General features: G+C 64.7%; 18 protein-coding genes. 4 read left to right on the plus strand and 14 right to left on the minus strand.

All coding sequences use genetic code 11. The features are described 5' to 3' along the window. Positions 1 to 84: 84 nt before the first annotated feature. Both gltX and ASC68_RS16520 read left to right on the plus strand, forming a co-directional pair. The gene (gene gltX / locus ASC68_RS16515) at positions 85 to 1500 is read left to right on the plus strand and encodes a glutamate--tRNA ligase (protein ID WP_055881550.1); all 1416 of its coding nucleotides are present in this window, start codon (positions 85 to 87) and stop codon (positions 1498 to 1500) included. Between the two features lie 157 nt (positions 1501 to 1657). Next, positions 1658 to 2950: a citrate synthase gene (locus tag ASC68_RS16520; protein ID WP_055881552.1), complete on the plus strand. Its 1293-nt coding sequence runs from the start codon at positions 1658 to 1660 to the stop codon at positions 2948 to 2950. Here the strand turns inward: ASC68_RS16520 and ASC68_RS16525 are convergent. From ASC68_RS16525 to rpsB, 13 genes are all read right to left on the minus strand, one after another. Then, on the minus strand, positions 2926 to 4071 hold the full coding sequence (locus ASC68_RS16525) for a hypothetical protein (RefSeq protein WP_055881555.1): 1146 nt from the start codon (positions 4069 to 4071) through the stop codon (positions 2926 to 2928). The genes ASC68_RS16520 and ASC68_RS16525 overlap by 25 nt on opposite strands. Continuing rightward, entirely contained in the window at positions 4064 to 4885 is an 822-nt protein-coding gene (gene lpxI, locus ASC68_RS16530) for a UDP-2,3-diacylglucosamine diphosphatase LpxI (RefSeq protein ID WP_082528227.1), read from the minus strand. The genes ASC68_RS16525 and lpxI overlap by 8 nt, the downstream gene beginning before the upstream one ends. After that, positions 4882 to 5691, minus strand: a complete 810-nt coding sequence (gene lpxA / locus ASC68_RS16535) for an acyl-ACP--UDP-N-acetylglucosamine O-acyltransferase (RefSeq protein WP_055881559.1) — start codon at positions 5689 to 5691, stop codon at positions 4882 to 4884. The genes lpxI and lpxA overlap by 4 nt, the downstream gene beginning before the upstream one ends. Continuing rightward, entirely contained in the window at positions 5688 to 6125 is a 438-nt protein-coding gene (gene fabZ, locus ASC68_RS16540; RefSeq protein WP_055881562.1) for a 3-hydroxyacyl-ACP dehydratase FabZ, read from the minus strand. The genes lpxA and fabZ overlap by 4 nt, the downstream gene beginning before the upstream one ends. Positions 6126 to 6172: 47 nt before the next feature. Then, positions 6173 to 7201: a UDP-3-O-(3-hydroxymyristoyl)glucosamine N-acyltransferase gene (gene lpxD, locus ASC68_RS16545; RefSeq protein WP_197421262.1), complete on the minus strand. Its 1029-nt coding sequence runs from the start codon at positions 7199 to 7201 to the stop codon at positions 6173 to 6175. Positions 7202 to 7292: 91 nt separating this feature from the next. Next, on the minus strand, positions 7293 to 9434 hold the full coding sequence (gene bamA / locus ASC68_RS16550) for an outer membrane protein assembly factor BamA (RefSeq protein WP_055881567.1): 2142 nt from the start codon (positions 9432 to 9434) through the stop codon (positions 7293 to 7295). Positions 9435 to 9697: 263 nt separating this feature from the next. Further along, positions 9698 to 10786: an RIP metalloprotease RseP gene (gene rseP / locus ASC68_RS16555; protein WP_248310555.1), complete on the minus strand. Its 1089-nt coding sequence runs from the start codon at positions 10784 to 10786 to the stop codon at positions 9698 to 9700. Positions 10787 to 10915: 129 nt separating this feature from the next. Then, a complete protein-coding gene (locus tag ASC68_RS16560; RefSeq protein ID WP_055881573.1) occupies positions 10916 to 11803 on the minus strand; it encodes a phosphatidate cytidylyltransferase in 888 nt (295 codons plus the stop codon). Next, the gene (locus tag ASC68_RS16565; protein ID WP_055881576.1) at positions 11800 to 12561 is read right to left on the minus strand and encodes an isoprenyl transferase; all 762 of its coding nucleotides are present in this window, start codon (positions 12559 to 12561) and stop codon (positions 11800 to 11802) included. Before ASC68_RS16565 ends, ASC68_RS16560 begins: the two co-directional genes overlap by 4 nt. 36 nt (positions 12562 to 12597) lie before the next feature. Then, the gene (frr, locus tag ASC68_RS16570; RefSeq protein WP_055881578.1) at positions 12598 to 13158 is read right to left on the minus strand and encodes a ribosome recycling factor; all 561 of its coding nucleotides are present in this window, start codon (positions 13156 to 13158) and stop codon (positions 12598 to 12600) included. A gap of 26 nt (positions 13159 to 13184) precedes the next feature. After that, positions 13185 to 13898 carry a UMP kinase gene (gene pyrH / locus ASC68_RS16575; RefSeq protein ID WP_055881581.1) on the minus strand — a complete coding sequence of 238 codons (714 nt, stop codon included), beginning with the start codon at positions 13896 to 13898 and terminating at the stop codon, positions 13185 to 13187. A 110-nt stretch (positions 13899 to 14008) separates the two neighbouring features. Continuing rightward, positions 14009 to 14935, minus strand: coding sequence for a translation elongation factor Ts (tsf, locus tag ASC68_RS16580; RefSeq protein ID WP_055881584.1), 927 nt, complete (start codon positions 14933 to 14935; stop codon positions 14009 to 14011). A gap of 73 nt (positions 14936 to 15008) precedes the next feature. Next, entirely contained in the window at positions 15009 to 15794 is a 786-nt protein-coding gene (rpsB, locus tag ASC68_RS16585) for a 30S ribosomal protein S2 (protein ID WP_055881587.1), read from the minus strand. Between the two features lie 304 nt (positions 15795 to 16098). On the opposite strand from rpsB, the gene ASC68_RS16590 reads away from it, so the two are divergent. Continuing rightward, positions 16099 to 16413, plus strand: coding sequence for a hypothetical protein (locus ASC68_RS16590; protein ID WP_055881590.1), 315 nt, complete (start codon positions 16099 to 16101; stop codon positions 16411 to 16413). A gap of 124 nt (positions 16414 to 16537) precedes the next feature. Further along, a complete protein-coding gene (locus ASC68_RS16595; RefSeq protein WP_055881593.1) occupies positions 16538 to 17914 on the plus strand; it encodes an FAD-binding oxidoreductase in 1377 nt (458 codons plus the stop codon). Positions 17915 to 17952: 38 nt separating this feature from the next. Here ASC68_RS16595 and dnaE read toward each other — a convergent pair whose 3' ends face one another. After that, the gene (gene dnaE, locus ASC68_RS16600; RefSeq protein WP_055881596.1) at positions 17953 to 21426 is read right to left on the minus strand and encodes a DNA polymerase III subunit alpha; all 3474 of its coding nucleotides are present in this window, start codon (positions 21424 to 21426) and stop codon (positions 17953 to 17955) included. Positions 21427 to 21637: the final 211 nt, after the last annotated feature.

Genomic DNA, 21637 nt, shown 5'->3' on the forward strand with positions numbered 1-21637 from the left:
CATGCCAACTGCCGCGCTTGCGCTTCGGCCCCGGGGTGCTTACACACCGCCAAACGCCAATTCTCCGGGATGTTTCACCGACCCATGGCTACCCCAGTCGTCACCCGCTTTGCTCCCTCGCCCACCGGCTATCTTCATATCGGTGGGGCCCGCACTGCCCTGTTCAACTGGGCCTTTGCGCGCCACACCGGCGGCAAGATGCTGCTGCGCATCGAGGATACCGATCGCGAACGTTCGACCGAGGGCGCCGTCAAGGCGATCTTCGAGGGGCTGAGATGGCTGGGGCTGGATTGGGACGGCGAGCCGTTCATGCAGTTCTCCCGGGCCGCCCGGCACGCCGAGATCGCCAACGAACTGCTGGCGCGTGGCCAGGCCTATTATTGCTACTGCTCGCCCGAGGAGTTGGCCGAGATGCGCGAGACCGCGCGGGCCAACGGCCTGCCGCCGCGCTACAACGGTTACTGGCGCGACCGCGATCCGTCCGAGGCGCCGGCCGGCGTTGCGCCCGTCATCCGCATCAAGGCGCCGCAGTCCGGCGAGATCCGCGTGCAGGATCACGTCCAGGGCGAGGTGGTGTTCAAGGCCGAGAACCTTGACGATTTCATCATCCTGCGTTCCGACGGCACCCCGACCTACATGCTGGCCGTGGTGGTCGACGACCACGATATGGGTGTCACCCACATCATCCGCGGCGACGACCACCTGACCAACGCCGCGCGCCAGATCGTCATCTACAACGGCATGGGCTGGTCGGTGCCGGAGATGTCCCACATCCCGCTGATCCACGGCCCGGATGGCGCCAAACTCTCCAAGCGCCACGGTGCGCTGGGCGTCGAGGCCTACCGGCAGCTGGGCTATCTGCCTGAGGCACTGCGCAACTATCTCGCCCGCCTCGGCTGGAGCCATGGCGACGAAGAACTGTTTTCGACCGCGCAGATGGTCGAGTGGTTCACCCTCGAGGCGCTCAACAAGGGCGCGGCGCGTTTCGATTTCGTCAAGCTCGAGAACATCAACGGCCACTACATCCGCCAGGCGACGCCCGAGCGGCTCTATGGGGTGATGCTGGAGACGGCGACCGAGCTGAACCGGGTGTTCGACATGGATGGCCTTGCGGCCAACAGTGAGACGGTGCTCGCCGCCCTGCCCGAGCTGCAGCCGCGCGCCAAGACGGTGCTCGAGCTGATCGACCTGGCGCAGTTCATCTATGCCGTCCGCCCGCTCACCATCGATGCCTCGGCGGCCGACCAGCTGACCCCCGACGCCCGCGCCAATGTCGGGGCCTTCGCCGATATCCTGAAGGGGCTCAACGACTGGTCGGTGGAAGCCATCGACGCGGCCGCCCGCGCCTTCGCCGAAGCGCGCGGGCTGAAGCTCGGCAAGGTGGCGCAGCCGCTGCGCGCCGCGCTCACCGGACGCACGGTTTCTCCCGGTATTTTCGAGGTCATGGTGCTGATCGGGCGCGACGAAACGCTGGCCCGGCTCGGTGATCAGGCCGGCTGATGCATATTGGGAAAAGTGATTAGGTCAGCGGTGTTCACCCACCTGTTGCAGTGCTGGGGTATATGAGCTACGCCAGCCGAACCTGCCTCTAAACGACCATACGGCCTGCCCGCTCCCACCTTCCGCGGGCCATTGAAGGCCATCAAGGAGTGCGAAGATGAGCGATACCGTCGCCAAACTCACCATCGGGGATCAGACTTTCGAGTTCCCGGTGCTTTCGGGCTCGGTTGGGCCGGATGTCATCGATATCCGCTCACTCTACGCCAAGACCGGCATGTTCACTTATGACCCGGGCTTCACCTCTACCGCTGCGACCGACAGCGCCATCACCTACATCGACGGCGACAAGGGCGAACTGATGTATCGGGGCTACCCGATCGAGCAGCTGGCCGAAAAGTCGAACTACCTCGAGGTCTGCTACCTGCTGCTCTACGGCGAGCTGCCCAACAAGGCGCAGATGGCCGATTTCGAGCAGCGCGTCACGCGTCACACCATGGTGCACGAGCAGATGCACTATTTCTATCGTGGCTTCCGTCGCGATGCGCACCCGATGGCCATCGTCTGTGGCGTGGTCGGCGCCATGGCCGCCTTCTACCACGACTCGATCGACATCAATGATCCCGAGCAGCGCGAGATCGCTTCGATCCGCATGATCGCCAAGATCCCGACGATCGTCGCCATGGCCTACAAGTACTCGGTCGGCCAGCCCTTCGTGTACCCGCGCAACGACCTCGATTACGCTTCGAATTTCCTCCGCATGTGCTTCTCGGTTCCGGCCGAGGATTTTGTGGTGAACCCGGTCGTGGCGCGCGCCATGGACCTGATCTTCACGCTGCACGCCGACCACGAGCAGAACGCCTCGACCTCGACCGTGCGGCTTGCCGGCTCGTCAGACGCCAACCCGTTCGCCTGTATCGCGGCGGGCGTGGCCTGCCTCTGGGGCCCCGCACACGGCGGCGCCAACGAAGCGGCGCTCAACATGCTCAAGCAGATCGGCACCGTGGATCGCATCCCGGAGTTCATCGCCAAGGCCAAGGACAAGAACTCGGGCTTCCGGCTGATGGGTTTTGGCCACCGCGTCTACAAGAACTACGATCCGCGCGCCAAGGTGATGCAGCAGGCCGCCAACGAGGTTCTGGCCCAGCTCGGCGCCGACAACCTGTCGCCGACCCTGCAGGTGGCCAAGGAACTCGAGAAGATCGCGCTCTCCGACCAGTACTTCATCGATCGCAAGCTCTACCCGAACGTCGACTTCTATTCGGGCATCATCCTCGATGCGATCGGCTTCCCGACCTCGATGTTCACCGCCATCTTCGCGCTCAGCCGCACCGTCGGCTGGATCGCGCAGTGGAAGGAAATGATCGCCGACCCGCAGAAGAAGATCGGCCGCCCGCGCCAGCTCTACAACGGCGCACCGGTTCGCGATTACGAGCCGATCAGCAGCCGTTGATTGGCACAAGCCAACACCCGCTCGGCGGGATCGACAAGGGGCGCCTCGGGCGCCCCTTTCTGCATCAGGGCGCGAAGCTCATGGAAGGCGGCGACCTGCGCCGCGATCGCGTCTGGATCGTCCAGCAGCGCGCCGAGCGGCGCCAGTGAGCGCCCTGCCCTGGGATCAACGAACTGCAGTTCCGGCACCACCTCGCGCCCGAGGACGATGTTGGGCAGGGCGATCTGCACCGGGCGGCCAATCTTCGCGGCGCGCTTGGCCTGCTGCGGATCGGCGACATAGGTGACGACCATGGGCACGCCCGACATGGCGAGCTCGAAAGTGATGGTGCCGCTGACCGCAAAGGCGGCATAGGCGACTGCAAAGGCGGCGCCACGGCCTTCGCCGGCAACCACCTCGACCGGTACCGGCCACGTCGCGACTTCGGCCCTGAGGCGGCCGGTCAGCGACGACAGGGTCGGCATGATGAAGCCGCTAACCCGCGGGTGCGCCTGCAGCAATGTCGCCGCTTCGCGCATCAGCGGCAGGTGCCGGCGCAGCTCGCCCTCGCGGCTTCCGGGCAAGAGCAGCAGCGGACCACGCTCCGGTTGTGCCGGCCGTATCGGGAAGCGTGCGAGCGCAGGATGACCAACATAGCTGGTGGGCGGCCCGCCGAGTTCCGCCATCACCTTGGGTTCGAACGGCAGCACCGCCAGCACCTCGTCGAACAGCGGCTTGAGCTCGGCGGCGCGTTCCGGTCGCCAGGCCCAGACGCTGGGGGCGACATAGAGCAGCATCGGCAGACGCACCCCGGCGCGGCGCACACGTTTCGCAACCGCCTGCACGAACACCTGCGAGTCGATGAGGACGACCACATCCGGACGCTGTTTGATGATGGCACTGGCCGTCTGCCGCACCCGCCACAGCAGCAGCGGCAATCGACGCAGCACGTCGCTCCAGCCCATCACGGAGAGGTTCTCCATGGGAAAGAGGCTCGCCAGCCCCTCGGCCTCGAGCTCCGTTCCGCCAATGCCGTTGAGAGAGAGCTCTGTCCGCCGGCGAAGCCGTTGGACCAGGTCCGCGCCAATGCGATCGCCCGAGGCTTCTCCGGCGAGGACAAACAGGCGCAGCGGCTCAGCCATCGATGCTGAGGCCGATGACCGCGATGCCGTGCCGCTCGGCCGCTGCGACAAGGCTTGGCCGGTCGAGCACCAGTGCCCTGCCCGCTTCGACGGCAATCACCTCGATCCCGGCTGTGGCCGCATTGGCGATGGTGTCGGGGCCGATCGCCGGCAGATCGACATAGAGCGGCTGCTGCGGCTTGGCAGCCTTAGCGAGGACGAGCGGCCCGGTGCCATTGCCAATCCGGCCGGCGGCGCGATGCGCTGCCACCCGCACCAGCAGCTCGTCAGTCCCGCCGACGTCCTCCGCGGCGACGACGCGCCGGCCCGCGACCACCACGGCTTGTCCAAGGTCGAGCCGGCCGACCTCCCGTGCTGCGGCCAGACCCTGACGCGCCGCGGCCAGCTCGGCGTCCGTTGGCAACCGACCGGCGATCTGGCCTGCGTCCGCCAGAATACCCGCCGCCACCTCATGCACGCCGATCACCTTGGCGCCGGAGAACTTCTCGATGGACGCGGTGACCGACGACAGAGCGGCGTCACCCTGAGCCGCGCCGGGCGCGCCGCCGGCGAAGCCGGCCAATGCTTCGCGATCGCGGTCCGAAATCATCAGCGCGCCGGCGAGCACCACGTGAGTCGCCTTGAAGGCGACGATCGCCGCGATGGCGGCGGCCGGGTTGGTCAGGCTGCCAGCCGCGAGCGGTACCCCCTGGCGTTCCGGCTGCGGCGCAAAGCCGACCACCTGCACGACATCGCCAGCCGCCAGCGCAGCCTCGACGACGTGGGAGACAAGGGCTCCCGATCCGGCAAGGACGGAGAGCCGGCGAGGCATCATTCCTCGCCCGGCACGTTGATCGGCAGGTTTCCCGGCAGCGTCAGCGGGCGCTCGGCCGCGGCGACGAACTTCACCACGTCCTGCACCAGCTCTTCGTCGGGGAACATGGCGGACGCATCGTCGACCCGCTCGCGCAGCGTACCTTCGCTGGAAAAGATCATCCGATAGGCCGTGCGCAGCCGATGGATCGCCTCGCGGTCGAAACCACGACGTTTCAGGCCGACGATATTGACGCCGGACAGTGCCGCCGGATTGCCCAGCACGGTGCCGTAGGGGATCACGTCCTTTTCGACCTTGGTCATGCCGCCGATGAAGGCATGCGCGCCGATATGGACGAACTGTGCCGAGCCCGAGTGACCGCTCATGATGACGTAATCGTCGATCACGCAATGACCGGCGATGCCGGTGTTGTTGGACAGCACGATGTGATCACCGAGGATGCAGTCGTGCCCGATATGCACCCCGATCATCAGCAGGCAGTGGTTGCCGATAACCGTCTTCATCCCGCCGCCGGCCGTACCCGGGTTGATGGTGACGTGCTCGCGGATGACGCAGTCGGTGCCGATCGACAGCGTCGATGGTTCGCCCGCATACTTGAGATCCTGGGGGCGGTGTCCGACCGACGCGAACGGAAACACCACCGTGCGGGCGCCCACACTGGTGCGGCCGGTGACCACGGCATGCGAGATCAGCTCGACGCCGTCCTCCAGCGTCACGTCGCTACCGACCACACAGAACGGCCCCACCTTGACGCCGGCGCCGATCCTGGCACCTGGCTCAACGATCGCAGAAGGGTGGATGGTCATTGCTCGCTGGGGCTCACCATGGCGCCGACCTCGGCCTCGGCAATGACGACACCGTCGACGATCGCCTTGGCCTCGAACCAGCCCATGGTCATCCGCCGGCGCAGCTTCCTGATATGATACTCGATCTGATCGCCCGGCCTCGCGGGCTTGCGGAACTTGCACTTGTCGATCGTCAGCAGGTAGACGATGTGCTTCATCCCGCCGGCCGCGCCCGCCGCGATTGCCATGGCGCCCGCCGTCTGCGCCATGCCCTCGATGATCAGCACGCCGGGGAACACCGGCTCGCCGGGGAAGTGGCCCTGGAAGATCGGCTCGTTGAACGTGACGTTCTTGATGCCGATACCCGAGTTGTCGCCGTCGACCTCGATGATTCGGTCGATCAGCAGGAACGGGTAGCGATGGGGCAGAACCTGAAGGATCCGACCGATGTCCATCGAGGAGAGTTCTCTCGTCTCACTCGCTGGCGCCTCGTTGGTAACCGTCACTCTCGTCCCCTTTTGTTCAGTCGCCGCAACATCGCTATCTCGCGCTGCCAGGCCTTGAGGTCCTGCGCCGGATAGCCTCCGACTCTCGCGCCCGCCGGCACGTCCTTCGTCACCAGGCATCGGGCCGACAATATGCTGCCATTACCGATCCGCAAGTGTCCCGCCGTACCCGCGCCGCCGCCCACCAGCACGTTATCGCCGATGATCGTGCCGCCGCCGATACCGCAGGTACCAGCGATGAGGCAATACCGACCGATGCGCGAGTTGTGGCCAATCTGCACGAGATTGTCGATCTTGGTACCTTCGCCGATCACCGTGTCGCCCAGGGCGCCACGATCGACTGTCGAATTGGCGCCGATCTCGACGCCGTCCTGCACGATGACCCGGCCGAGCTGCGGGATCTTGCGGTTGGAGCGGCCCTGCCCCAGCCAGCCGAATCCCTCGCTGCCGATCCGCGCGCCAGCATGCAGCACGACGTTGTTGCCCAGATACGCACACTCGATCGAGACATTGGAGGCGATCACCGCATTCCGGCCGATCGTCACGCCGCGACCGATCACCGTGTTGGGCCCGATGATGGTATTGCGGCCGATCTCGACGCCGGGGCCGATCACCACATTGGCGCCGATCCGCACACCCTCCTCGATGAAGGGGGCCGGACCGCCAGGCTCGAACAGTCCTGACGCGATACCGCGAGTGCCCAGCGGGTAGAGCCGTTCCAGCAAATCGACGAACAGCTCATGCGGTCGCTCGTCGACGATGGGCACGGTTCCAGCCGGCACATCGGCGAGGAATTTCGGGTGGACGATCACTGCGCCGGCACCGGTCTCGGCGAGCGCCGTGCGGTACTCGGCCTGCGCCGCAAGCGCAAGGTGGTCGGGCTCCGCCAGGGAGAGCTCCTCGGCGCCGCTGATCACCAGTTCGGCTGCTCGCCGCTCGTCGACATCGACCTTCCGGCCCAGCGTCGACAGCACGACACCAAGCGAAATCGGTCCCGACGAGGAATGGAAGCGCGTATCGACCATGGCTGTCATTACACAACAAAGAGGCCGCGGGGCAACCGCGCCGCGGCCTCGATAACCAGGAGGGAGGCCGGCGATTGCGCCGGCCGACCGATTACAGCAGCTGCTGCAGCGTGAGCGAGAAGACCTGGGTCTTGTCGTCCGTCGCCTTGTTCAGCACGTGGGCGAAATCGCCACGCAGCGGACCGAACGGGCTGTCCCAGATGATCGAGGCGCCGACCGACGACTTGAAGTTCTGGTCGATACTGCCCGGATCGAGGGGGCCCATGACGCCAACACCGCCATTGCCGTCGATCAGGGCCGCATCAGCCCACACCGCGCCGCGGACACCATAGGTCTCGGGCAGGATCGGGATCGGGAACTCGATCTCGGCCGAGGCAGCCACATAGCCGGTATAGCCGAGCAGTTCCTGCGAGCTGTTGAGACGCGGACCCATGCCGCCGCTCTGGAAGCCGCGAACGATGGAGCCGGCGCTGCGGAAGGCTTCGAGCGGGCTGACCGTACCGCCATCCAGGGCAGTGATGTAGCCAGCCTGCGCCTTGACGCTACCGATGACGTTCCAGTCCGACAGCAGCGGCATGAAGTAGCGGGCCTTGGCTTCGGTCTTCAGCAGGTTGTAGTCCCAGCCGATATACTGCTGCGAGAAGGTCGCATAGATGCCCTCGGTCGGACGTTTGGTATCGTCCAGCGTGTTGTAGGCCAAGGAATAGCCAACCCACGCCTTATTAAACGTGGACTCCGGGGTGTTGTGCGGGAGGGGATTAAAGATATCCGAGAACGTCGCCTCGTGATCCTTCAGCACCTTCTGCTCGAGACCGGTGAAGATCGACGCGCTCAGGTCCGTAGTGATCGGCGCACCGAAGCGGATCTGCCCACCGGTCGCGGTCGTGCCGTAGGTGTTCTTTTCCGTCTCTTCGGTGATGCGGTGATAAACATCGACGCCGGACGACACACGCAGTCCCATGAAACGGGGCTCGGTGAACGAGAAGTCGTAGCTCTGTCCCGACTCCGACGCACTCACTGCGGCGCGAACATACTGCCCACGACCGAGGAAGTTACGCTCGGTGACCGACACCTCGCCCAGGAGACCAGCGCTCGAGTCGAAGCCCGCGGTCAGGCCGTAATCGCCGGTCGACTGCTCTTCAACGGTGATGTTGATGACCACCTTATCGGGCGCACTGCCGGCCTGCATGTCGAAGGCGACCGTCTTGAAGAAGCCGAGCCCCTCGATGCGGGTCTTGCCGCGCTGCACCATCGAACGGTTGAAGGGGTCGCCTTCACCGAAATCCAGCTCGCGACGGATAACCGCGTCGCGGGTCTTGGTGTTGCCGCTGATGTTGATGCGCTCGACATAGATGCGGGCGCCCTCGTCCACCAGGTAGGTGACGTTGAAGGTGCTGTTGGTCACGTCACGGTCGACACGCGGACGAACGTCGGCAAAGGCATAGCCCTGCGCGGTCGCCTCGAAGGCCAGGTCTTCCTGCGACTTCTGCAGATCGGCCAGCGAATAGGTGCCGCCCTTGCCGGTGCGGATGGCACCGGTCATGGCGTCGGGGTTGAGACCCGGGATCGAGGTCTCCACACCGATCGAGCCGAAGCGATAGCGCTCGCCCTCGGAGATGGTGAAGTTCACGAAATACGCATTGCGCGACGTGTCGTACTCGCCGACGGCCGACGTCACCTGCGCATCCGGGTAACCGTGGTTCATGTAGTAGAGTTCGATCAGCCCACGGTCGATCGTCAGCAGATCTTCGCTGTAGGTGTCGTCACGGAACAGCCAGCTCAACAGGCTCGTCTCATGGGTCCGGATGATGGACTTGAGGGTGCCCGAGCTGATCGAGTTGTTACCGGTGAAGTTGATCGCCGCGATGCCGGTGCGCTGCCCTTCATTGACCACGAAGGTGATGCGGGCGCGACCGCTCTCGGATTGTTCTACCCGCGGCGTAACCGTCACGCCCATGTAGCCCTTGCCGACATAGGCAAGGCGGATCGACTCTGCGTCGGCTGCGAGGCCGCCCTCGGTGAAGCTCCCCTGCTCCGCCACGTTGACCATCGCGAGCAGTTGGGCGTCGGAGAAGCCGCTGTTGCCTTCGAACAGCACCGCCGAGATGAGGCGTTGCTGCTGAGCCTGGGCCGCATCGACCCCGATGAATGTACCGCTGACGCCTGCGAGCGGCGCTGCCACGAGGGCGAGCGCTACAAAAACACCGCGCATCAGCTTTTTCGGGTTCGTCATGATTCTTGTTGCCTCGTGCGACCTACGCTGGGAATCGCCATGCACAGCGTCCCCAGCTAACTCCATCAAAAGCTTTTACTGGATTTTTAACCACGGACAAGCCGCGACCGGCTTCGAGGTTAGCGAAAGATTGGCCCTCGTGCATTCCTGCAACACCTAGAAAACTAAGCTTATCCAAGGGTTAACAGGAATGTAGGGGCATTCGAGCAAATGCGTCGGAGGCGCGGCGACAATGTGGCTGCACGCCGCGTTGCGGCGTGCCCTCACCCGAGGCTGCGAATGTAGCTGAGAATGGTGTCGTTGAACGTGGCGAACACCATGAGGGTGAACACCAGTGCCATCCCGAACCGATTTCCAATGTCCTGCACCCGCTGCGGCAGCGGCCGCCCCCGGATCGCCTCTGCAACGTAGTAGAGCAGATGGCCGCCATCGAGCACCGGAATCGGTAACAAGTTGAAAATGCCGATATTAAGCGACAGCGCCGCAGCAAGATAAATGAGCGCTATGGGCCCCAGACTGGCCATTTCGCCGGACACCTTGGCGACTTTCACCGGGCCGCCCAGCTGTTCGAGATCGCCTCGGCCGACAAAGAAATCGCCCAGGAAAGCCACCGTGCGATCGATGGTGAAACGGACCTCTTCGAACGTCATCCCGATCGCCTCGACCGGGTTGGGTCGGTACTGCACGACTTCGGCCTGATCGACATCCTTGGTGACGCCAAGGCGACCGATCCGGTGGTTGTTGCCAAACCGATCCTTGACCGACACGGCCAGTGGCACAGCGGTGACGGTCTTCGTGTGCCCGGCGCGCTCGAATGTAATTGACACTCGACGCTCCGGAGCCGTCGCGATCAGCCGTTGGAAGTCCTCAAAGCCGCGCACCTCGTACCCATCGACCGAAAGGATGCGGTCCCCTCCCGCGAGGCCTGCCTGCCCGGCGATCGATTCCACCGGCACCGTATCGAGCACCGCTGGAATGGTCGTACGGCCATTGCTCAACAGCAGGGCATAGAGCACGAGCAACGTGAAGATGATGTTGGCGACAGGCCCGGCGATCACCACCGCGATGCGTTGCCACACGTTCTTGTTGACGAATAGTTGCCGGCTCAACTCGGGACCGGCGCGCTCAATGAACGCCTCGTCCGGCATGCTGGCTGCGTTCATGTCCCCGACGAAGCGGACATAGCCGCCTAGCGGGATAGCCGAAATCTTCCAGCGCGTGCCGCGCTTGTCGTCGAAACCGATGAGCTCTCGTCCAAAACCGATCGAGAAGGTCTGGATGGCAATGCCGTTCCAGCGCGCCACCAGATAGTGTCCCATCTCGTGCACGAACACGATGATGGTGAGCACCACCAGGAACGGCACCACGAAGGAAAGCAGCCAGAAAACAAAGTCCATGTCGTCGGTTCCGAACGCCCCGCAGTTGCCGAGAACCTAGGGGTCGAATGCGTTAAGATTGCGATAGGACCGGGTGTCGCAGCGTCACCAGTTGAGGAAGCCCGACGCCACTGCGCCCAGGCCGCCATGTAGGGCTCCCACGACGCAAAGGAAGATCGAGCTGAGCGTCAGGCTGTCGAGCCGGTCCATCAGGCCACCATGCCCGGGGATGATGTCACCGGAATCCTTGATCCGGAAACGCCGCTTGATGGCGCTCTCCGCCAGATCGCCGACCTGCCCCAGGATGCTGAGGGTGGCGCACAGCGCGAGGCCAACCCACCATGGGGATTGCGGCACCACCAGCAGCCAGACCACCAGCCCGACCAGGGTGCCCAGCGCAAAGCCGCCAATGGCGCCCGACCAGGTCTTGGACGGCGAAATATCGGGCGCCAGCTTCTCGCCACCAACCTGACGGCCGGTGAAATAGGCTCCTGTATCGGTCGCCCAGATCACGCAGCCGAGCAGCAGGCCGGCCCAGAGGCCACTGTCGAACACCCCCGGCTGGTTCCAGGTTGCGTCGCCGCGGATGAGCAGCAGCGCGATGATGACAATGCCGTAGAAAACCACGCCGCCGATGCGCCAAAGGCGGCTGCCGGGGCTGCCGAATGCTGCAACCACGGCAGCCGCTGCCACAGCGGCGAGCGATGCCAGCGGCCCGAGCGCGGGATAGATCAGTGCGGCAATGACCAACAGGCCGATCAGCGCGCCGCCAACGGTGGTCAGTGGCTTCAGCGTCACCATCCGTTCCCACTCGCGATAGCAGCCGGCAAACACCACGGCGACCAGCGCGGCGAAGACGTAGGAACCGAAATAGAGCCCCACGCCGGCCATGATGAGCAGGACAATTGCCGAAGCGAAACGAGGACCGAGGTCGGTCCAGGACCGACGGGCAAGCGGGTTGAACTGGGGACGCTGGTCCTCCGGTGCGCTCACTGGCTCCTCGACTCGATCCCGCCAAAGCGTCTGCTGCGCGCGGAATATTCATCGAGCGCCTTGAGGAAAACCTGCTCGCCGAAATCTGGCCAGTTCTCCTCGACGAACACCAGCTCGGAGTACGCGCCCTGCCAGAGCAGGAAATTCGAAACCCGCTGCTCGCCGCTGGTGCGGATGATCAGGTCGGGATCCGGCGTGCCGGAGGTGTAAAGCGCCCTCGCGATGGTCTCTTCAGTGATGTCCTCGACGCGCAGCTTGCCGGACGCCACCGCCTGGGCGATCGCTTTCGTCGCCTCGGTGAGTTCGGATTTGCCGCCATAGTTGAAGGCGACGATCAGCTCGAGCCCGGTATTGCGGGCGGTCTTGACCTGCACTTCGTCGATCAGCCGCTTCAGCGCTTCGTCGAGGCCGGTACGGGTCCCGATGATCCGCACCCGGACATTGTTCTGGATCAGCGTCGCCAGGTCGGAGGCGACGAACCGGTGCAGCAGCCCGAAGATGAAGTTGACCTCATCGCGCGGCCGGCTCCAGTTCTCCGATGAGAAGCTGAACACGGTCAGGTGCTTGACGCCGTAGCGGATCGACAGGTCGACCAGCCGGCGGAGCGCCTTGACGCCCTCGACATGCCCCTCGGTACGCACCTTGCCGCGCGCCTTGGCCCAGCGCCCATTGCCATCCATGATGACCGCCAGGTGGGCGGGAATCTTGAGCCCAGGCTTCTCGTTGAGCGTCGTGGCGACGGCAGTATCGGCGGACATTGACGCCCTCCAGGGGCAGCGCGTTACAGGCCTATACTAGACCTGCATGATTTCCTGTTCCTTGACGGCCAGCACGTTGTCGATATCGGCCACGGCGGCGTCGGTCGCCTGCTGCACCTGATCGCCCAACTTACGGCTGTCGTCCTGGCTGAGGTCGCCGTCCTTCTCCAGCTTCTTGAGCAGGTCCATGCCGTCACGACGGATGTGGCGAACGGCGACGCGCGCCTGCTCGGCATAATTATGCGCAACCTTGGTCAAGTCGCGGCGGCGCTCTTCGTTGAGCTCCGGCAGCGGCACGCGGATCACCACGCCCTCGGCCGCCGGGTTGAGTCCAAGGCCGGAATTGCGGATGGCCTTCTCCACGGCGCCGGCGAGGGTGCGGTCCCACACCTGCACGCTGAGCATGCGGGCTTCCGGCACGGTGACCGTCGCCACCTGGTTGAGCGGCATGCGACCGCCATAGGCCTCGACCGTTACGGGCTCCAGCAGGCTGGCGCTTGCGCGTCCGGTCCTGAGGCCAGCCAGTTCGTCCCTGAGCGAGACGATCGACTTCTGCATCCGGTCCTTGAGTGCGGGCAGCGAGAATGCCTCGGCCATCGTAAAACTCCTTGATATCCCGCGTCTTAGCCGACGCGTGTACTCCTTGCCCGGCCGGCCAGGACGCCTTTGAGGCCTTCCTTGTCGTCGAGCGCGTAAACAATTATCGGCAAGCCGTTGTCGCGGGCAAGCGCGAAGGCCGCCGTATCCATAACCCGCAGGTCCTTGGCGATCACTTCTTCATGGCTGATCGTCTCGAAGCGCAGCGCCTTGGGGTTCTTCTTGGGATCCTCGGAATAGACTCCATCCACCTTGGTGCCCTTGAGCAGCACATCGCACCTGAGCTCGATCGCCTTCAGCGCCGCCGCCGTATCAGTGGTGAAGAACGGGCTGCCGGTGCCGCCGGCGCACACCACCACGTAGCCATCGGCCAGCGCCAGGTTGGCGTCGCGGGCCGTGAACGTATCGGCCACCGTCTCCATCGGCACGTTGGAATAAACTTTGACCTTCAAGCCCTTCTGCTCGATGGCGTCGCCCAGCGCCAGCGAGTTGATCACTGTGCCCAGCATGCCCATCAGGTCGCTGGTGACCCGGTCGCCGCCCTTGGCTGCCACGGCCATGCCGCGGAAGATATTGCCCGCACCGATGACGATCGCCACCTGGACGCCGCTCTTGGCGACTTCCGCGATCTGGTCGGCCATGGCGTGGAGGAATTTCGGCTCGATGCCGAAGGACTGGTCGCCGGCAAGCACTTCGCCGGAGACTTTCAGCAGAATCCGTTTGTAGGCGGATTTGGCCATTCGTCAGTCTCCCGAGGTGCACAACAATGCCCGAATCTAGGGGCGTCGCAGGCGGTTATGGCATATTCGGACGGGCTGTTGACCAGCCCGTCCGAAACTTATCCCGCGTCTTACTTCACGCCGGCAGTGGCAGCAACTTCGGCAGCGAAGTCGGTTTCTTCCTTGGCGATGCCTTCGCCCAGCGCGTAGGCGACGAAGCCCGTCACCTTGATCGGAGCGCCGGCATCCTTCTCGGCGTTCTTGACCACGTCGGCGATCTTGGTCTCGCCGTCGATCACGAACACCTGCGAGAGCAGCGTCACTTCCTCGTAGAACTTGCGCACGCGGCCTTCGATCATCTTCTCGATCACGGCCTCCGGCTTACCGGATTCCCGCGCCTGCTCGGTGAAGATGGCGCGCTCGCGGGCCAGCACGTCCTGGTCGATGTCGTCGGGCGACACGCTCAGCGGCTTGGTGTTGGCGATGTGCATGGCGAGCTGCTTGCCCAGGGCATTCAGCGCTGCCTTGTCACCGGTCGACTCGAGCCCGACGATCACGCCGAGCTTGCCGAGGCCGGGCGCCACGGAGTTGTGCACGTACGAGCCGATCACGCCGTCCTTGACGGTGAGCGTGCCGGTGCGACGCAGGTTCATGTTCTCGCCGATCTTGGCGATGGCGTCGGTGAGTTCGGCCGAAGCGGAGCGACCCGAGCCCGGGTACGGCATCTCGCTGAGCTTGCTCACGTCGCCATCGGCGTCGAGGGCGAGCTTGGCAATGTTGGCGACGATCGACTGGAACTGGTCGTTGCGGGCAACGAAGTCGGTCTCGGAGTTCACTTCGACGATCGCGCCGCGGGTGCCGTTGAGCGACACGCCGACCAGACCTTCAGCCGCGACACGGCCGGCCTTCTTGGCGGCCTTGGCCAGACCACGGGTGCGCAGCCAATCGACTGCCGCTTCCATGTCGCCACCGGTCTCCTCGAGGGCCTTCTTGCAGTCCATCATCCCCACGCCGGTCAGTTCGCGGAGCTCTTTAACCTGCTGAGCGGAAACAGCCATTTGATATCACCTTTCCGCGGCCCCGTTCCGGAGCCGCGCCATTGTTCGAATGCGTAACCCGGAGCGAACCGGATTAGTTGGCGGCAGACGACGTATCGGCGTCTTCGGCGCTGAGCGCCGGCTCTTCCGGAGCCTCGGCGGCAGCACCGAGATCGGCGCCACGGCCGGCGGCCGAACGGCCGATGCCGTCGATGGCGGCGCGCGATACCAGCGAGCAGTAGAGCTCGAGGGCGCGAGCCGCGTCGTCATTGCCCGGAATGGCGAAATCGACGGTGTCGGGATCCGAGTTCGAGTCGACGATCGCGATCACCGGGATGCCAAGGCGCTTGGCTTCCTTGATGGCGTTCGCTTCCTTGTTGGTGTCGATCACGAACAGCAGGTTCGGCAGGTTACCCATGTCCTTGATGCCGCCCAGGTCACGCTCGAGGCGCTCCTGCTCACGGCTGAGGAGCAGCAGCTCCTTCTTGGTCAGGCCATGGCCGCCGTCGGCCTGCTGTGCTTCGAGCTCGCGCAGACGGGCGATCGAGTTCGAAATGGTCTGCCAGTTGGTCAGCGTGCCGCCGAGCCAACGCGAGTTGACGTAGTACTGGGCGGACTGGCGGGCAGCCTCGGCCACGACCGGAGCGGCCTGGCGCTTGGTGCCGACGAACAGCACGCGGCCGCCGTCAGCGACGGTGTCCGAGATCAGCTGCAGCGCGCGCTGCAGAGCCGGAACGGTCTGCGACAGGTCGAGAATGTGGATGTCGTTGCGGACGCCGAAAATGTGGCGTTCCATCTTCGGGTTCCAGCGGTGCTTCTGGTGGCCGAAGTGAACACCTGCTTCGAGCAACTGACGCATAGAAAAATCGGGCAATGCCATGGAAGGCTTCCTTTACCGGTTATTGCCTCCGCGAGCGTTTGCGGCGGGATGTCCCGCCACCGGTTGGAACCATCGGCCTAAGTGCCGTGGCGCCGCGCTTCGCGTGTGAATTACGCCTGGGTCTCAGGACGCGCCGCGCATATAGGGGGTTTTGCTGTCATAGGCAAGGGTCGCGCCGTCAGCTATCAAACCCGGCATGAGCGAGCTTCGACTAACCTACATTGCAGACGACGACGAGAACCGGCTTGGCACCCTCGTCGTACAGGCACAGTGAGGCGGCTTCGCAGGACGCGCGGAGAGCTACGTGGCCCTCGATCCGCTCCTGCAGTTCGTCGACGACCTTGGCACCTACCCTGTCAACGCCGAGACCGGCATCACCTACTACACTGGCGTGATCGAGGACGAGGTGCGCATTTCTGTCACTCCGCTGACTTCGCGCGGGCACTTGAAGGTTACGGTCGAGCTGCGGCACCGCCGCTGGTGGGAAGATCGGCAACTACCGCAGGTAGCTACGCTCCAGATGGCTACCGACTATGCCGCCCTCGAAACGTTCCAGAGGAAACTCAGCCGGCTGGGATTGGAAGAACAGGTCGAAGCGGTCCTGGCCGGGACTGCTTAGCCCTCGCGGTGGGCACTCTCGACGCCCCTGCCCTTCGAAGCTAGATTGTCGCTGTCCGTGCCGATCGCTTCGATGGCCGCGCGGCCTCGGGGCCCGGCGTCACTGCTCGATGGAGAGGTGTGGCATGGCCTTGCTTTCTGAACAGGCGTTCGAATCTTTGCGGGCCGGCTTCGCGGGCGAGGTCGTGACACCCCAAAGCCCGTCCTTCGGCGAGGCCCGAACCGTTTTCAACGCCATGATCGACCACCGTCCCGCCGCTCTGGCGCAATGCGCCACATCGGCCGATGTCGTCGCGGCGCTGGCCTTCGCCGACCAGCACGGCCTCGAAGTCGCGGTCCGGGGCGGCGGGCATAGCGTGGCCGGCAAGGGCAGCGTCGATGGCGGCCTGGTGGTCGACCTCAGGCGCATGAATGCCGTTTCCGTCGACCCCGATCGCATGACGGCCAGGGTCGGCGGCGGCGCTACCATGAGCCACCTCGATCGCGCCACCCAGCCCCATGGGATGGCGACCACCGGTGGCCGGGTCTCGACGACGGGCGTCGGCGGCTTCACCCTCGGCGGCGGTACCGGCTGGCTCGACCGCAAGTTCGGCCTCGCCTGCGACAACCTGCTGTCGGCCGACCTCGTCACCGCCGACGGGAAATTGCTCACCGCCTCCGAGACAGAGAACGCGGAGCTGTTCTGGGCGCTGCATGGCGGCGGCGGCAATTTCGGCGTCGTGACATCGCTGACCTTCAAGCTCTACCCGCTCTCGTCGGTCACCGCCGCGCTGCTGTTCTGGACGCCCGAACAAGGCCCGGAGATTCTCAGGCAGTTCCGTGACTTCATCGAAGCGGCGCCCGACGAAGTGGGGGGCGGTGCGGTCTACCTGACCGGCCCCGAGGCCGAGTTCGTTCCCGCGGCTCTGGTCGGACAGCTCTCCTTCATCCTGCTGCTGGTGTACGCCGGCGGCGAGGCCGATGCGCGCAAGGCGCTGGCGCCGATGCTGTCGCTCGGGCACGCCGGCGGCATGATCGCCGAGATGCCGTATGCCGATTTCCAGTGCATGATCGATGATCCGCCGGGCTACCGCAATTACTGGTCGGCGCAGTACCTCACCTCGCTCCCAGACGCCGCGGTCGACCGGTTCTGTTCCCGGGCGGCCGATATGATCGTGCCGTCCGCTTCACAGCACGTGCTGTTCCCGGGTGGCGGCAAGGTCGCGCGCGAAACGGCGGATTGGCCGGTGCCGTGGCGAAGCGCACCTTGGTGCGCCCACCCGTTCGGCCTGTGGACTGACCCAGCCGATGATGCCAGAGGCCGAAGCTGGGCCCGAAACATCGTTGCTGACCTCAAGCCATGGTCGACGGAGCATGTCTACCTGAACTTCATCGGCGACGAGGGGGCCGACCGCGTGGTCGCCGGGTTTGGTGCGGATCACTACAGGAGGCTGGTACAGGTCAAACGCGAGTACGACCCGCGCAACGTCTTCCACCTCAACCACAATATCGCGCCGGGCTGATCGACCAGGCCTATCGGTCTGGCGGCCGCGACCCCGACCTAGTTCAGCCGGACGTCCACCACGCCTTCCATCGCCTTGATGCTGCCGGCGATCTCTGCGCTGAGGCGGTAGCCGCCCCTGAGCTCGATCTCGTACTCCTTCGCCCCAGCATCGCGGATGACGATGAAGCTGACCTGCCCCTCGCCACCGGGCTTGAGCTGCGACGCGATCGGGGCGAGGCACTTTTCGGAGCCTGCGAACACCGTGAGGCGGCGACCGACCTTTTCAGCCGCGCCCTCGATCGGCTCGGCCTTGTTCAGGCGAATGCTTATGCCGTCGGGGCGTTCATCGGCTTCAACCGTCAGGATCACCGACTTGCCTGGCTGCAGGACATTGGAGAACTGGCTGATCTGCTCGGAAAAGGCGATCACCTCGTAGCCGCCGCTCGCGTCCGACAGGCTGAGGATCGCCATCGGCGTGCCCTTTTTGGTACGGCGATCGTTACGGGACGCAATCGTGCCGGCAATGCGCCCTGCCCGTGCATCGGCTTCCTTTACCGCCCGCTCGAAATCACTGTAGGGCGTCACCCGCAGCCGGTCGAACAGCTCGGCGTACTGATCGAGCGGATGACCCGAAAGGTGGAAGCCGATGGCGCCGTGCTCGCGCGCCAGCCGTTCGGCCGGTAGCCAATTGGTTACGGCTTGATTGAGCAGGATCGGCGGAGGACCATCGAAATCCAGCAGGCCGAGCTGACCGGTGTCACGATCGCTGTTGATCGAGGATGCCGTCGCGACGATAGCGTCGATGGCAGTGAAAGCCTGCTCCCGACGTGGCACCAGTTGGTCGAACGCGCCGGCGTTGACGAGAGCCTCAAGCGTCCGCCGATTGATGATCCTGGCGTCGACGCGCGACGCGAAATCACTCAGATCCTTGAACGGCTTGTCGCCGCGCGCTTCCATGATGTGCTCGGCCACCGCCTGGCCCACGCCCTTCACTGCGCCGATGGCGTAAAACACCTTGCCGTCGTGGGTGTTGAACACCGCATCGGAGCGGTTGACGCAGGGCGGCACGATCTCGATGCCGTGCTTCTTGGCGTCCTGGCGGAATTCATTGAGCTTATCCGTGTTGCCCATGTCGAGCGTCATGGTCGCCGCGAAGAACTCGTGCGGATAATGCGCCTTGAGATAGGCGGTCTGGTAGCTGACCAGCGCATAGGTCGCGGCGTGCGACTTGTTGAAGCCGTAGTTGGCGAACTTGGCGAGCAGGTCGAAAATGGTGTCGGCGAGGCCCTTTTTCAGGCCGTACCTGATCGCGCCCTCCTGGAAGCGCGCCCGCTGCGCATCCATTTCGGCCTTGATCTTCTTGCCCATGGCGCGGCGCAGCATATCGGCTTCGCCGAGCGAATAGCCGGAAAGGATCTGCGCGATCTGCATCACCTGTTCCTGGTAAACGATGATGCCGTAGGTCTCGTCGAGGACTTCGCTCAGCGCCTCGTGCGGATACTCCACGTCCTCGCGGCCGTGTTTGCGGTCGTTGAAGAGCGGGATGTTCTCCATCGGGCCCGGGCGGTAGAGCGCCACCAGCGCGATGATGTCCTCGAAATGGTCGGGCTTCATGTCGACCAGCGCCCGGCGCATGCCGGCGCCTTCCACCTGGAACACACCCGCCGTGTCGCCGATGGCGTAGAGCTTGTAGGTCTTCTCGTCGTCGATCGGGATGTCTTCGATGCGGAACTTGCCGTCGCCGCTGCGATTGATCATGTCGACGGCGCGCTTGATGGTGGTCAGCGTCTTGAGGCCGAGGAAGTCGAACTTCACCAGCCCGGCCGTCTCCGACCACTTCATGTTGTACTGGCTGACCGGCATATCCGAGCGCGGATCGCGGTAGAGCGGCGCCAGTTCCTGCAGCGGCCGGTCGCCGATGACGATGCCGGCAGCGTGGGTCGAAGCGTGCCGGTAGAGCCCCTCGAGCTTCTGCCCGATGGCCAGCAGCTCGCCGACCTGCTCGTCTTCGTCGGCCAGTTGCCTCAGCTGCGGCACTTCCTTCAGCGAGCGCTCGAGCGTCCAGGGGTCGGCCGGGTTGGCCGGCACGAGCTTCGCAATGCGGTCTACCTGCCCATATGGCATCTGCAGCACGCGGCCGACGTCACGCAGCACGGCGCGTGCCTGCAGCGTTCCGAAAGTGATGATCTGCGCAACCTGCGCCTCGCCGTATTTCTGCTGGACGTAGCGGATCACCTCTTCGCGGCGGTCCTGGCAGAAGTCGATGTCGAAGTCCGGCATCGACACGCGTTCGGGGTTGAGGAAGCGCTCGAACAGCAGGTTGTAGCGGAGCGGATCGAGGTCGGTGATGGTGGTCGCATAGGCCACCAGCGAGCCGGCGCCGGAACCGCGGCCGGGGCCGACCGGGATGTCCTGCGCCTTGGCCCACTGGATGAAGTCGGCAACGATCAGGAAGTAGCCGGGATACTTCATCCGCTCGATGATGCCGAGCTCGTATTCCAGCCGCTCGCGATAGATTTCCTCGGTCTTGCCGGGGGCGACGCCGACCACGCGGAACCGCTCCTCGAGGCCGGTGCGCGCCATATGGGCGAGCGCCTGCGCCTCGGCCGCCACCGCCTCCTCGGCCGATTGGCCGGGGGATGCGGCAAAGGTCGGCAACACCGGATTGCGCTTCTTGGGCCGGTAACCGATGCGTTGCGCGATCTCGATGGTGTTGTCGAGCGCTTCGGGCAGGTCGGCGAAGAGCTTTTGCATCTCCTCGCGGGTCTTGAAATAGTGCTGGTCGGTGAGCTTGCGGCGTTCGGTCTGCGCCACCACCGTACCGCCGGCGATCGCCAGCAGCGCGTCATGCGCCTCATGGTCGGAGGGGCCAGGATAGAACGGCTCGTTGGTGGCGACCAGCGGCACGCCGCGGGCGTAGGCGTAATCGAGGAGCTTGGCTTCGTTCAGCGTTTCCTGCGGGCGGCCATGCCGCTGCAGCTCGATATAGAACCGGTCGCCGAACAGCTCACGCAGCCGGTCGAGCCGACCCAGCGCAATCGTATCCACATTATTGGCGAACCACGGGTCGATCGCGCCTTCCGGGCCACCGCTGAGACAGATGATGCCCTCGAGCGCCTCGCGCTGCAGCCAGCCGAGCTTGGCGGCGGCGCGCCCATTCTCGCCCTCGAGGTGAGCACGGCTGACGAGACCGGACAGATTGGCGAAGCCGGTCTCTGACGCCGCCAGCAGCACCAGCCCGCCCTTGCCATAACGGCCACGATCATGGCCGCGCTCCTGCATGCGATCCTGGCTGTCCTCCATGGCGGAGAAATCCACCGCCAGTTCGACGCCGATCAGCGGCTGGATCCCCTTCCCCGCCGCCTTCTCGGAGAACTCGAGCGCGCCGAACAGGTTATTGGTGTCGGCAATACCGAGCGCCGGCTGCTTGTCCGCCTTGGCGAGATCGAGCAACTTGCTGAGCGGCAGCGCTCCCTCGAGGAGCGAGTAAGCCGAGTGTACATGCAGGTGAATGAAGCCGGGGCCAGCCATTCGTCGTTCCTAACCCCGTGGCGGCACCACGGCCACACACGAGGACGTCAATCCACAGCTCGTCACACGAGTCGGGCAGCGATATCCATCCAGGTCAGCGAGGCGACCGAAAAGCCGCAGATAGTGACGAAAGCCAGCAGATCCTTGACGAAAGAGAGCATCGGAACCTCCAAAGTTTCTGTTCCGTTCTTGTATGTTCTCAATTTGTTCT

This window comes from Devosia sp. Root105 (assembly GCF_001424865.1).
In the GTDB taxonomy this organism is placed as follows: domain Bacteria; phylum Pseudomonadota; class Alphaproteobacteria; order Rhizobiales; family Devosiaceae; genus Devosia_A.